The organism is Reyranella sp., from assembly GCF_965228225.1.
Classification (GTDB): Bacteria; Pseudomonadota; Alphaproteobacteria; order Reyranellales; family Reyranellaceae; genus Reyranella.
In genome coordinates, this window is record NZ_OZ245801.1 from 5773510 (window position 1) to 5786599 (window position 13090).

Below are 13090 nucleotides of genomic sequence, written 5' to 3' on the forward strand. Positions count from 1 at the left end.
GGGGCGCGGGTGATAGAAACCCGCCGTTCCAGCACCGGAGACCGATGAAGGACGTCCGCACCGACGGGCAGCCCAAGCGCGTGTTCATCCGCACCTATGGCTGCCAGATGAATGTCTATGATTCCGACCGCATGGCCGACGTCCTGCGGCCGCTGGGCTATGCCTTGGCCGACGGGCCCGAACAGGCCGATCTGGTCGTGCTGAACACCTGCCACATCCGCGAGCATGCCTCGGAGAAGGTCTATTCCGAGCTGGGCCGGCTGCGCGACGTCAAGACCGAGCGCCGGGCGGTGGGCCGCGACCTGACCATTGCCGTCGCCGGCTGCGTGGCCCAGGCCGAGGGCCAGGAGATCATCCGGCGCCAGCCCGCGGTCGACATCGTCGTCGGCTCGCAGGCCTATCACCGGTTTCCCGAATTGCTGGCGCAGGTGGCGCGCAAGGCCGCTGGCGGCGACGTCGGCAGGCGCCAGCCCGGTGCCGGCATCCTCGACACGGAATTTCCGCCCGAGAGCAAGTTCGATCACCTGCCGTCGCCGCAGGGCATCCGCGCGGGCTCGGCCTTCCTCTCCATCCAGGAAGGCTGCGACAAGTTCTGCACCTTCTGCGTGGTGCCCTACACGCGCGGCATGGAATATTCGCGACCGGTGGCTGCCGTGCTCGCCGAGGCGCGGCAACTGGTCGCCGCGGGCGCGCTCGAACTCACGCTGCTCGGTCAGAACGTAAACGCCTATCACGGCGAGGGTCCCGACGGCTCGACGTGGTCCCTCGCGCGCCTGTTGCGGGCGATCGGCGAGACCCCGGGCCTGGCGCGCCTGCGCTACACGACCTCCCATCCGCGCGACATGGACGACGAGCTGATCGCCGCGCATGGCGACGTGCCGCAGCTCATGCCCTACCTGCACCTGCCGGTGCAGTCGGGATCGAACCGCATCCTCGACGCGATGAACCGCCGCCACGACCGCGATCTCTACCTCCGCATCGTCGAGCGCCTGCGCAACGCGCGTGCCGACCTCGCGTTGTCGTCCGACTTCATCGTTGGCTTTCCGGGTGAAAGCGATGCCGATTTCGACGACACGATGCGGCTCATCGACGAGGTGGGTTTCGCTTCGGCCTATGCTTTCCGCTACAGCCGCCGGCCGGGCACGCCCGGTGCGGCGCTGGTCGATCAGGTGCCCGAGAACGTGAAGGTCGCCCGGCTGGCGGCGCTCCAGGCACTCGTGGGCAAGCAGGCGCGCGACTTCAACGAATCGAAGGCCGGTACCGTCGTGCCGGTGCTGTTCGCAGAGGCCGGCCGCAAGCCCGGCCAGATCATCGGCAAGACGCCCTGGCTGCAATCTGTCTATGTCCAGGGCAACCCGCGGCTGTTCGGTCGCATCGTCGACGTGCGGCTGATCGAGGGCTATGCCAACAGCCTGCTGGGCGAGATCGTCGTCGGCCCTTTTGAGGCTGCCGCGTGAGCGACCCGGTCGCCGGTACGCGCGCCGCCGACGTTCGGCGCATGACCTTCGATGACAACGCCTTGCTTGCCGTTCTGTACGGCAATCACGACCGGAATCTCGTGCGCATCGAGCAGCTCGCAAACGTTCAGTTGAGCGCCCGCGGCAACCAGCTCGCCATCTCCGGCACGCCCGACGACGCGGCCATCGCGCAGAAGGCGATCTCCGGCCTTTACGAGCGGCTGAAGCGCGGCCTCACCATCGAAGGGGCCGACATCGACGCGGCCGTGCGCTTTGCCCGCAGCGGCGCCGAGGGCGGCGACGCCGAAAGCATCCGCACGCGCAAACGCACCATCCAGGCGCGCACGCCCGGCCAGCGCGGCTATCTGACGGCACTCCGCGAGCGCGACATGGTGTTCGCTCTGGGCCCCGCCGGCAGCGGCAAGACCTATCTTGCGGTCGCCATGGGCGTCATGCATCTGCTGGCCGGCAAGGTCGAGCGCATCGTGCTGTCGCGTCCGGCGGTCGAGGCCGGCGAACGGCTGGGCTTTTTGCCCGGCGACATGAAGGAAAAGATCGATCCGTACCTGCGGCCGCTCTACGACGCGCTGCACGACATGATTCCGCCCGAGCAGATCGCGCACCGTATGGAATCCGGCGAGATCGAGATCGCGCCGCTCGCCTTTATGCGCGGCCGCACGCTCGCGCACTGCTACGTCATTCTCGACGAGGCGCAGAACACCACGCCGATGCAGATGCGCATGTTCCTCACCCGTCTCGGCGAAGGCTCCCGCATGGTCATCACCGGCGATCCCAGCCAGACCGACCTGCCCAACAACCAGAAGTCGGGCCTGAACGATGCGGTCGAGACGCTGGCCGATGTCGAGGGCGTGCGCTTCGTGCGGCTCACGGCCCAGGACGTCGTGCGCCACGACCTCGTGACGCGCATCGTCAATGCCTACGATGTCCGAGACAAGAAAGCCAAAGGCTAAGCCGGCGCTCCGCTGCACGGTCGTCGTGCTCGACGAGCGGTGGATCGAGGCGATGCCCGATGCCGAACGGCTTGCCCGGCGCGCGGCGCGGGCGGCCTTCGCCGGCGCGCGCCGAAGCAGCCGCCGTTCGCTCAACGTGGCGCTGGACGACGACAAGGGCGTGCGCGCCCTCAATGCGCGGGATCGTCATAAGGACAAGCCCACGAACGTCCTCTCCTATCCCTCCGGCGAGCGCGAGTTCCTGGGCGACATGGTGCTGGCGCGCCAGACCGTGTGGCGCGAGGCGCGTGAACAGCGCAAGTCGGCCGCCGACCATTTCACGCACCTGGTCGTGCACGGTACCCTGCACCTGCTGGGCTACGATCACGAGACGGGCGAGGCCGACGCCGAGCGCATGGAAGCGCTGGAGCGTCGCATCCTGGCGAAACTCGGGATCGCCGATCCCTATGCCCTGGATGAGCAGGGTCGCGAAAGCCCGTAACCGGGCGGACAAACGAAATAACCGAAATAATCGAAACAAACGAAGCCGGAGTCGCACCCCCTGATTCTCGGGTCGCCCGGACCATTGACGGAGCAAGGGTGCTCGTCGGTCCTTCTGAAAAACCCGCTTCGCGAACCTGTCAGAGCATCTCGAGAGGCTGCTTCGTCCTGGGCGGCGGGAAGGCGCGATCGAGCTCGGCCAGGATCTGTGGCGTCAGCTTCACGTCGAGCGCCGCGAAGTTCTCCTTCACCCGCTCGCGGCTTGCCGATTTCGGGATCGTGACGACGCCCGGCTGGGCGAACAACCAGGCCAACGCCAGCTGGGCCGGCGTGCAGCCCACCTCATCGGCGATCTTCCGGAGCGGCGCCTTGCGCAGGAGCGCCCCCTGGTCGAGCGGCGAGTAGGCCATCAGCGGGATCGAGCGCTTGCGCATCCAGGGCAGGAGGTCGAACTCAGGCCCTCGCCGCGACAGGCAGTAGAGAACCTGGTTGGTGCCGGTCAGGCCCTTGTCGAGATCGGCGGCATCTTCCATGTCGTCGAGGTCGAAGTTGCTGACGCCGAAATCGCCGATCTTTCCGGCGTCCCGCAGTCTGTGAAAGGCCTCGAAGGTCTCCGCGATTCGGGCCCCACCGCGCCAGTGCAGAAGATAGAGGTCGATCCGCTCCAGCCGCAGGCGCTTCAGGCTGCGCTCGCAGGCGGCGATCGTGCCGGCACGCGAGGCGTTGTGGGGGTAGACCTTGCTGACGATGAACGGCCGGGTGCTGCGACCTGCGAGCGCATCGCCCACGATCTCCTCGGCGCCGCCTTCCCCGTACATCTCCGCCGTGTCGATCATCGGATAGCCGAGATCGAGGCCGTACTTCAGCGCATCGAGTTCCTCGGCGCGCCGGCGCCCGGATTCGCCCATACGCCAGGTGCCGAGGCCCAGCACCGGCATTTCCGCTCCGGAAGGCAGCTTGCAGGAACGCATAGGGAACTTCCATGGATTGCAACGCGGAGCCGATAGCCTATCTTACCAGCCATGCCTGACTCCACAGCGCACAGTACCAGGCCGGGCTTCAGCCCGGCTTCGTCGACTGAGCTTCTCGCCACCCCGGTGACATCGCCGGTTCCCGATGTCCCCTCGAGCGGCGGTTTGCTGCGCGCCATCCTCCGGCGCCTCCGCCGCCGCGAGAAGAACGAAGCGGTCCGCGAGGCGATCGAGGAGCTGATCGAGGAGACGCCCGAGAGCGACACGCCGATCAGCGAGGACCAGCGGGTCCTGCTCGCCAACATCCTGAAGCTGCGCGACAAGACCGTCGCCGACGTCATGGTGCCCCGGGTCGACATCGTGGGCATCGCCGCCGATACGCCGCTCGACGAGGTGGTGCGCCTGATCCAGGCCGAGGCGCATTCGCGCTATCCGATCTACCGCGAGTCGCTCGACGACGTGATCGGCATGATCCACATCAAGGACGTGCTGGCCTACTGGGGCACCTCCAAGAAGTTCAATCTGCGCGACATTCTGCGCCGGGTCGTGTTCGTGGCGCCGACCCTGCCGGTCCTCGACATGCTGCTCGACATGCGCCGCTCGCGCACGCACATGGCGCTGGTGGTCGACGAATTCGGCGGCACCGACGGGCTTCTCACCATCGAGGATCTCGTCGAGGAGATCGTGGGCGAGATCGAGGACGAGCATGACGTCGCGCAGACCCCGACCGTCGCCCGCCGCGTCGATGGCACGATCGACGTCAATGGCCGGACCCCCATCGAGCTTCTCGAGGAAGAGATCGGCAAGGTCCTCTCTGAAGACGAGCGGCGCGAGATCGACACGGTCGGCGGGCTGATCTTCTCGCTGCTGGGGCGCATTCCCGAGCGCGGCGAGGTGGTCCGCCATCCGTCGGGAATCGAGTTCGAAATTCTCGACGTCGATCCGAGACGGATCCGCCGCCTGCGGGTGCGGGCGCCGACGACGGTGCCCGCCGCCAAATAACCGATCGGACGCGATGACCCTCACGAGCTGGCGCGCCGCGGGCGTCGCCTTTCTGGCTGGCGCGCTCGCCGCACTCGCGATGCCGCCGCTGTATTGGCTGCCGCTGGCCGTCCTGGGCATCGTGGCCTTCGTCTGGCTGTGGGACACCGCGTCCGGGCCGAAGAGCGCGCTGCTGAGGGGATGGGCCTGGGGTATGGGCCATTTCGCCGTCGGATCCTACTGGATCGTCGAAGCCTTCTTCGTGCCGCCCGCGGATTTCGCGCTGCTCGGCCCGCCGATCGTCGTCGGATTGGCGGCGCTGCTCGGTTTCTTCCCCGCGATGGCCGCAGGGGCGGCGAAATGGGTCGCCGGGCGCTGGCCGTCTTTGGGAGGCCGGTATTGCCGCCTTCTCCTGCTCGCCGTTGCCTGGACGATCGCGGAGTGGCTGCGCGGTCATCTCTTCACCGGCTATTCGTGGAATCCGCTCGGCCATGTCTGGGCCTTCGCCACGCCGCTTCTCCAGGGCGCGGCGCTGTTCGGCGTCTATGGACTCGGGCTGCTCACCTTCGTGATCCTGGCCGCGCCGGCCGCCGGCTGGCGGGCCTCGATCCTCGCCCTCGTCACCGTCGGCGCCGCGGGCTTCGCGGGCCAGGCCGCAATGGCGCCCCTCGAAGCGCCGGGCGGGCCGCTGGTGCGCATCGTCCAGCCCAACACGCTCCAGGCGGAAAAGTGGCGGCCCGAGCTGCGCGCGCAGCACATGGCCAAACTCGTGGAGATGAGCCGCCGCCCCGGCTTCGACGGGCTGGCGGCGATGATCTGGCCCGAGACGGCGCCGCCCTTCATCGTCGAACCGGGCTCGGCGGCCCTCGAGTACATGGCGACGGCCGTTCCTCCGGGCGGTTACCTCCTCACCGGGGCGGCGCGCGGGACCCGCAACCGCGAGGACGGCGTCTGGAATTCGCTGCTGGTCATCAATGGCGCCGGAGAGATTGTCGCGACCTACGACAAGGTCCACCTCGTTCCCCTGGGCGAGTACATTCCGTTCCACAAGCAGCTCGCCCCGGTTTCCGGCTTCATCGGCCGCGGCTCGTTCGAGGTCGGAGAATCGCGCGTGACGCTGGATCTGCCGCGCCTGCCATCCTTCTCGCCCATCATCTGCTACGAGGTGATCTTTCCGGCCGCCGTCACCGGCCCGGGCGCGCGGCCCCGCTGGCTGCTGAACGTGACGAACGATGCCTGGTTCGGTCTCTCGAGCGGCCCGTACCAGCACCTAGCCAGCGCCCGTCTGCGTGCCGTGGAGGAGGGGCTGCCGATGCTGCGCGCCGCCAATACGGGCGTTTCGGCGGTGATCGACGCCCATGGCCGGGTCCTGGCGGCGCTCGACATGCAGCAGGAGGGGATCATCGATCATGTGATTCCGCCCGCGCGCGAGCCCACGCCGTATGGGCGCTGGGGCGACGGGACTCTGGTCGCGCTCCTGATGATGGCGGTTGCCGTCCTGATGGCATTATCCCGCTTCACATATAGTGAAATAACAGGCAATTCAAAGCGTTAGCTCCTAACGACCTGCTTGCATTCCATGGGGGACGGCGCTAGGTAATATGCAGCCTGCGCGTGTAGATATGCATTTTTGCACATGAGGTTCTGGCAGCAGTCGCTGCACGCCATTCGGCCACGATTTGGCCCTATGCGCGTTTTTCGGAGATTTTATTGGGAAGGAGCAGGGGACCCATGGCGAGATCGCATCCCGTTGATGTCCATGTCGGAGCACGCATGCGCCAGCGGCGCACTCTCCTCGGCATGAGCCAGGAAAAACTGGGGACGGCGGTCGGCCTCACCTTCCAGCAGATCCAGAAGTACGAGCGCGGATCCAACCGCATCGGTTCGAGCCGACTGTTCGAATTCGCCAAGGTCCTGGACGTGCCGGTGTCCTACTTCTTCGACGAAATGCCCTCGAATGCTCTCGCGGGGCGCCCGATGTCTGGGCGCGGACGCAAGGGCTTCGGCGAGGCGGGCACGCCATTCGAGCAGGAGAAGGATCCACTGATCAAGCGCGAGACCCTCGAGCTCGTCCGCGCCTATTACAAGATCCGTGAGAACAAGGTGCGCAAGCGCATCTTCGAGATGGTCAAGGCCGTGGGCGTGGCCAGCCACGCCGAAACGGTCGGTGCGCGCAAGGGTCGCTAGCGCCGTAACGGGAGGCGCAGGCGTTCGCCCTGCGATCCTCTTGCTTTCAATCGGTTTTTGAGGTTTTAACGGAGCGCGGTCTCGATGGTCGGGACCGCCGCGGACGGATTTGGACGACTTGCCACCGCGCAAACAAAGGCTAAGCCGGACGTTGGCGGTACACCCGCCCTGCCCGGAGTCCAGTGCACTTTGGGAGGGAACGTTGGCGCTCAAGGACTATATCTTCACCAGTGAGTCGGTTTCGGAAGGCCATCCCGACAAGGTCGCGGACCAGATTTCCGACGCGATTCTGGACGCCTTCATCGCCAATGACGTGAAGCTCGGCCATGCCGACGACAGCCACGCCAATACGCGCCTCGGCTGCGAGACGTTGGTCACCACCAACAAGATCGTGATCGCCGGCGAAGGCCGCGCTTCCGAGCCGTACATGAAGAAGTACGGCAAGAACACCGTCGTCAATCGCGAGGCGATCACAGAGATCGCGCGCAACGTCGTGCGCGACATCGGCTACGATCAGGACGGCTTCTCCTTCCATGGTGCCGACGTCGAGGTGCTGCTGCACGGCCAGTCGCCCGACATCGCGATGGGCGTCGATGCCAAGAAGAAGGGCGGCAATCTCGGCGAGCAGGAAGGTGCGGGCGACCAGGGCCTGATGTTCGGCTTCGCCTGCCGCGACAGCGAGGAATACGAGAAGGGCTCGTTCATGCCCGCGCCGATCTTCTTCTCGCACAAGATCCTCGAAGTGCTGAGCAAGGCCCGCCGTTCGGGCGAGCTCGGAGACCTGCAGCCCGACGCCAAGAGCCAGGTGACGGTTCGCTATGTCGACGGCAAGGCCGTCGGCGCCACCAAGGTCGTGGTTTCCACGCAGCATCGCGAGGCGACGGCCAAGGGCAAGAAGTACAACTCCGCCATGATTCGCGAGATGATCACGGGTCACGTCGAGAAGTCGCTGCCCAAGGGCTGGATGCCCAAGAAGGCTTCCGACTTCTTCGTCAATCCGACCGGCAACTTCGTCGTCGGCGGTCCCGATGGCGATTGCGGTCTCACCGGCCGCAAGATCATCGTCGACACCTACGGCGGCTACGCTCCGCATGGCGGCGGCGCCTTCTCCGGCAAGGATCCGACCAAGGTAGATCGTTCGGCCGCCTATGCCGCGCGCTACCTGGCCAAGAACGTGGTGGCCGCCGGCCTCGCCGACCGCTGCCTGATCCAGGTTGCCTACGCGATCGGCGTGGCCGATCCGATGTCGCTCTATGTGAACACCGAAGGCACAGGCAAAGTCGACGAGCGCAAGCTCGAGAAGGTCCTGTCGGAGCTCTTCCCGCTGCGCCCGACCAACATCCGTCGGTCGCTGCAGCTCAACAAGCCGATTTACCAGCGTACCGCGGCGTACGGCCATTTCGGTCGCAAGCCCGAGAAGGACGGCGGCTTTTCCTGGGAGCGCACCGACCTGGTGGCCGAGCTCAAGCGCGCCTTCGGCGCCCGCTAGACCTTCCGATCGTCACGAACGAAGGGCGCGCAATGCGAGTTGCGCGCCCTTTGCTTTAGGAAATTCCCCTACATAATTGAATTCAGGGGCGTTTCTGGTACGCTTCGGCATGGCTCCCCTCGAGAACGGAGGCTTCCAGCAGCAGTCCGTATGGGACGATGGCGGCCGCCTCCGCGTCGATTCCCTGATGAGGGCCCTGCTCTACATCGCCCAGCAGGTGGGCCGGCCCGTCAGTGAAGCCGATGTGCGGCGCCTGACCGCCGTGCCTGAGGCCGGCCTCGACGAGGCGTCGTTTCTGACCGCGGCAGTGCGGCTCGGCCTCGAGAGCGAGGCGATCGAGTTCGCGTCGCGTCCGCTCGACGAACTGCCTCTGCCCTTCGCCCTCCTCGCGGCGGACGGTCGCGTCCATGTCGTGGTCTCGGGCCGCGCCGACACCTGGACGATCCTCGATGTCGTCGTGGGCCGTGTCTGGCAGGTGGCCGCCCGGGAGGTCGGCAGCCTTGGCTCACGTGCCCTGTTGCTGCGCCAGCCGTTGGGTGCGCGCCCGGCCGATCATTGGTACGCCCCGCTCTGGGCACGTGTGCGGCCCGTCGTGTTCAAGCTCGCCGCGGCCTCGTTCGCCATCAACCTACTCGCGCTCCTCACACCCCTCTTCATGATGGTGGTGGTCAACCTGGTCACCGGGCGCCAGCCGCCGGCCGGTCTGTCGTCGGTCATGTTGATGCTCTGTGCGGGAATGGTCCTGGCCTACGCCGTCGATTTCGGGCTGCGCGTGGCGCGAGGCTGGCTCTCGGCCAAGACCGGCGCGCGGCTCGACGCGCTGATGAGCGCCGAGGTGCTGCATCACCTGATGGCCTTGCCCTACCGGCATTTCGAGCGCACCCCTTCCGGCGTCATCGCCGAGCGGCTGCGCCAGCTCGACGTGCTGCGCGGCTTCCTGACGGGACAGCTGCCGGTGCTGGCGATCGACCTCATGTTCGTCGCGCTCTTCCTGATCGCCGTCTTCGTGATCAGCACGACATTGGGTCTGATCACCGCTTTGGCCATTCCGGTGCTGGTCGGCGTGTCGCTTGCCGCGCACCGTGCGCAGCGGCGCCTGGCGGAGGAGAATTTCCAGGCGCTGGCCGCCAAGAGTTCGACGCTGACCGAGACCGTGGCAAACGCCGCCACGATCAAGGCGCTGGGACTCGAGGCCGAGGTCGAGAAGCGCTGGCAGACTCGGGTCGAGCAGTCGGCCCGCAGCAGTCTGCGGGCCAATTACCTCGCCAGCATTGCTGCGAGCGCCTCTGGCACGCTCCAGCTCGTGGCCTCGCTGGTCATCGTGATGGTCGGTGTCGCCGAGATTGGCGACCAGCGCCTGACGATCGGCGCTCTCATCGCCGCCAACATGCTCGCCGCGCGAGCACTGCAGCCGATGCGGCAGCTGGCGTCCGCCTGGCACCAACTCCAGGGCGTGAGCGCCGCGTTCAAGCGAGTCGATGCCCTGATGCACGAGACTCCGGAGGCGCCGCCGGGGGAGTTCGCGCCGATGCCGGCCCTGTCCGGCGGGATCGCGCTCGAGCGCGTGACCTACCGGGTGCACGAGCGCGGCGCGCCGATCCTGCGCGAAGCCGATCTGACCGTGGCAGCCGGAGAGATCGTCGGCATCGTGGGGCCGTCGGGTTCGGGCAAGACCACGATCGCCAATCTGGTGCAGGGGCTCGTCAGTCCCGCGGATGGCCGCGTGCTGGTTGACGGTACCGACATCGCCCATATCTCGCCGGCGCAGCTGCGCGCGCAGATCGGCGCAGTGCCGCAGGACGTCCAGCTCTTCACCGGGACGGTGCGCGAGAACATCGCGATGGGCGTCGCGGACAAGGATCCCGGCCGCGTCGTCGCCGTCGCGAAGTTCGTCGGCGCCCATGAATTCATCCAGCGCCTGCCGCAGGGCTACAACACCGTGCTGGGAGAGCGCGGGCAGGGCCTGTCGACGGGCCAGCGCCAGCTCCTTTGCATCGCCCGGGCGCTGATCCGCAATCCGCGGATCCTCATCCTCGACGAGGCGACCAGCGCCCTCGATCCGGCCACCGAGGAGCAGTTGCTGCGCCAGCTCAAGGCCAATACGCGGGGGCGCACCGTCATCATGATCACCCACCGGCTGGCGCCTCTCGCCATTGCCGACCGCGTGGCGCTCGTGATGGATGGCCGCGTCGAGCGCATCGGCCCGCCGACCGAGGTGATGGCCTATGCCCGCATCCGGATGGCCGAGGCCAGTCGCGGCGCGGCTCGCCCGATGCCCGGCTGAGGGTCAGGCGAAGTCGACGAACTCGGGATCTTCGAGGCGTGCCAGCCGCTCGGAGGCCAGCCGTGCGCAGTCGACGAGCAGCGCTTTGCGCCGCGCCGCCGCGACCGGGCGGCGGAGGGGATGACGCAGGATCTCAGCTCCATAGGCGTCGGCGACGATCAGGCCGACTTCCTCGGCGATCAGCGCTTGGGGGAAATCGACGGGTACGGCAAAGTAGAGGAGGTCGCACCAGGCGAGATAGTCGGGCCACTTCTGGTCGACGCGCCAGTCCTCGATCGAGGATTTCACCTCGACGATCGTGAGCTCGCCGCTGCCGGCGATCGCCATGATGTCGGCGCGCCGCCCGTCGGGCAACGGAAGCTCACGCAGGACCGACCGGCCGGTCTGACGCATCAGTCGGCACGCACCGCGACAGACTGCGAGGGTGGTGTCGGGACGCGTCTGGCGCGCAACTTTCTGCGTAGCATCCACGCGGGTCGCTTCAGCGGCGGACAGGGACGAGGCGGGGCAGGCTCTCGTCGCTGGGCAGTTCGAAAGTCGGCTTGAAGGTCTGTGCCAACGCCTCGCCGCGCTTGCGGTCCCGATCGGCCACCTTGTCGCCGGCCTTCTCGCGGACGGCGCGGGCTTCCGGATGCCCGCCGCGTTCGGCGAGGTACAGCCATTTGAAGGCTTCGACCGGGTCCATCGTGCCGGCAACGCCCGTCAGCAGCATGACGCCCAGCGCCTGTTGCGCCTCCGGCAATCCCTGCTGGGCGGCCCGTGAATACCAGAGCTGGGCCTGGACGGGATCCCGCGCAACGCCAGAGCCGGCGAGATAGGCATTGGCAAGCTTGAACTGGCCTGACGGTACCCCGGCCCCGGCGGCCACCTGATACCAGCTGATGGCCGATTTCAGGATTTTCTCGTTGGCCGCCTTGTCGCGCGTCGCCGGTGTGCGGACCGCCATGTCGCCCAGGGCGAGTGCCGCTTCCGGCACACCGTTCTGCTGGGCCTGGAGCAGCCAGCGCTGGGCGGCGGCAAGGTCCTGCTTGACGCCCGACCCTTCGGCTAGCGCCAGACCGTAACGCAGGGCGGCGCGCATGTGGCCCTTCTCGGCGGCTCTGCGGAACAGATCGGCCGCGCGCGTCGGATCGGCGGACGCCGGTGGTGCGCTTTCGGACATGGCGCGGGCCAGCGCGTACGTGGCGTACACATCCCCGTCCATGGCGGCCTGCTCGAGCCACGCGCGCGCCTGGATCAGGTCGCGCGGGACTCCCTGGCCGCGAAAATAGAGCGTGCCGAGATTGAGCTGTGCGCGCCGGTGTCCCTGGGCCGCCGCCTTCTCGAAAAGCGCGACGGCACCGGCGGGGTTGGGGGGCACGCCGGCGTCACCATTGATCAGGACCAGCGCCAGCCGGTGTTGACCCTCGGCGGAGCCTGCATCGGCGGCGCGCTGGATCAGCCTCAGTCCCTCCGGCTTGTTGCCGCGGTCTAGCAGGACGGCGCCCAGCCAGGCTTCGGAGTCGGCCGACGGGGCGCCGAGGGAGCGTAGGGCTCGCTCGGCGGTGGCGATGTCACCCTGTCGATAGGCGACCACGGCGGGACGCAACGGCGGGGCCACGTCCGACGCGTCGGGCGGCTGCTGGGCGTGCGCGACGGCGCTCGCGGCCACCAAGGCCGCGGCGAGCGCCGATCGCGCGGCGATCATTTGGTTTTGAACGTATAGGCCGCCGCAGCGGCCTTGGCCTTCTCGACCTCGGCGGCCGGCAGTTCGCGGCCGGCCTGCTCAAGCGCCAGGTTGGCGTTGGGGACGTTCCAGCGCTCGGCGATGGCGCACCATTTGTACGCCTCGAACAGGCTCTTCGGCACGCCCTTGCCCTCGGCATAGGCGCCGGCCAGGGGAATCATGGCCGGCAGATAGCCACGCTCGGAAGCGTCGAGCAGCAGAGGGGTGGCCTTGTTGATGTCGAACAGCTTCGACTCCGCATTGCCGTAGATGTAGAGGCCGAGCACGAACTGGGCACGCGGATCGCGCTCCTTGGCAAGAAGCTGCAGTTCCTTCTCTGCCGTCACGACATCGCCTGCCTGGAGCGCCTTGACCGCTTCCTCGAGGCCGGCGGCGGCGGCCGGCTGGACGGCGGCGGCGAGCAACAGGGCGGCCCCGGCGAGGGGCAGAAGGGCGCGGGCGGAACGAACGAAGTGCACGGAGAGGCTCCCGGAAAGCGCGGCGGATACTGGCGGAATGGTAAATCGTCTAGCATGGAAATGAGGCCGAAACACGAAACGCGGCC

At 67.4% G+C, this 13090-nt stretch carries 12 protein-coding genes; 8 read left to right on the plus strand and 4 right to left on the minus strand.

Features of this window, described 5'->3' with window-relative positions; all coding sequences use genetic code 11:
- Positions 1 to 44: 44 nt before the first annotated feature.
- From miaB to ybeY, 3 genes are read left to right on the plus strand one after another with little or no spacing between them, the layout of a single operon-like run.
- Entirely contained in the window at positions 45 to 1457 is a 1413-nt protein-coding gene (miaB, locus tag ACO07K_RS28005) for a tRNA (N6-isopentenyl adenosine(37)-C2)-methylthiotransferase MiaB (RefSeq protein WP_422033699.1), read from the plus strand.
- 41 nt (positions 1458 to 1498) lie between these two features.
- Positions 1499 to 2428 (plus strand): PhoH family protein, encoded by a 930-nt coding sequence (locus ACO07K_RS28010; RefSeq protein WP_422036716.1) that lies wholly within the window; start codon positions 1499 to 1501, stop codon positions 2426 to 2428.
- Positions 2400 to 2909 carry an rRNA maturation RNase YbeY gene (ybeY, locus tag ACO07K_RS28015; protein ID WP_422033700.1) on the plus strand — a complete coding sequence of 170 codons (510 nt, stop codon included), beginning with the start codon at positions 2400 to 2402 and terminating at the stop codon, positions 2907 to 2909. Before ACO07K_RS28010 ends, ybeY begins: the two co-directional genes overlap by 29 nt.
- Positions 2910 to 3048: 139 nt before the next feature.
- Here ybeY and ACO07K_RS28020 read toward each other — a convergent pair whose 3' ends face one another.
- Positions 3049 to 3879 (minus strand): aldo/keto reductase, encoded by an 831-nt coding sequence (locus ACO07K_RS28020; protein ID WP_422033701.1) that lies wholly within the window; start codon positions 3877 to 3879, stop codon positions 3049 to 3051.
- A 165-nt stretch (positions 3880 to 4044) separates the two neighbouring features.
- On the opposite strand from ACO07K_RS28020, the gene ACO07K_RS28025 reads away from it, so the two are divergent.
- The 5 genes from ACO07K_RS28025 to ACO07K_RS28045 all read left to right on the plus strand — a co-directional run bounded on the left by ACO07K_RS28025 (position 4045) and on the right by ACO07K_RS28045 (position 10820).
- On the plus strand, positions 4045 to 4881 hold the full coding sequence (locus ACO07K_RS28025; protein ID WP_298314626.1) for a hemolysin family protein: 837 nt from the start codon (positions 4045 to 4047) through the stop codon (positions 4879 to 4881).
- Between the two features lie 13 nt (positions 4882 to 4894).
- Positions 4895 to 6415 (plus strand): apolipoprotein N-acyltransferase, encoded by a 1521-nt coding sequence (lnt, locus tag ACO07K_RS28030; RefSeq protein WP_422033702.1) that lies wholly within the window; start codon positions 4895 to 4897, stop codon positions 6413 to 6415.
- Positions 6416 to 6633: 218 nt separating this feature from the next.
- Positions 6634 to 7047 carry a helix-turn-helix domain-containing protein gene (locus ACO07K_RS28035; RefSeq protein WP_422033703.1) on the plus strand — a complete coding sequence of 138 codons (414 nt, stop codon included), beginning with the start codon at positions 6634 to 6636 and terminating at the stop codon, positions 7045 to 7047.
- 202 nt (positions 7048 to 7249) lie between these two features.
- Complete coding sequence (gene metK, locus ACO07K_RS28040; protein ID WP_298314620.1) at positions 7250 to 8536, plus strand: methionine adenosyltransferase; 1287 nt, start codon at positions 7250 to 7252, stop codon at positions 8534 to 8536.
- A 109-nt stretch (positions 8537 to 8645) separates the two neighbouring features.
- Positions 8646 to 10820: a peptidase domain-containing ABC transporter gene (locus ACO07K_RS28045; RefSeq protein ID WP_422033704.1), complete on the plus strand. Its 2175-nt coding sequence runs from the start codon at positions 8646 to 8648 to the stop codon at positions 10818 to 10820.
- 3 nt (positions 10821 to 10823) lie between these two features.
- Here ACO07K_RS28045 and ACO07K_RS28050 read toward each other — a convergent pair whose 3' ends face one another.
- The 3 genes from ACO07K_RS28050 to ACO07K_RS28060 are packed head-to-tail and all read right to left on the minus strand — an operon-like array spanning position 10824 to position 13004.
- A complete protein-coding gene (locus tag ACO07K_RS28050; protein WP_422033705.1) occupies positions 10824 to 11291 on the minus strand; it encodes an MmcB family DNA repair protein in 468 nt (155 codons plus the stop codon).
- Positions 11292 to 11301: 10 nt separating this feature from the next.
- Positions 11302 to 12507, minus strand: coding sequence for a tetratricopeptide repeat protein (locus ACO07K_RS28055; protein ID WP_422033706.1), 1206 nt, complete (start codon positions 12505 to 12507; stop codon positions 11302 to 11304).
- The gene (locus tag ACO07K_RS28060; protein ID WP_422033707.1) at positions 12504 to 13004 is read right to left on the minus strand and encodes a hypothetical protein; all 501 of its coding nucleotides are present in this window, start codon (positions 13002 to 13004) and stop codon (positions 12504 to 12506) included. Before ACO07K_RS28060 ends, ACO07K_RS28055 begins: the two co-directional genes overlap by 4 nt.
- Positions 13005 to 13090: the final 86 nt, after the last annotated feature.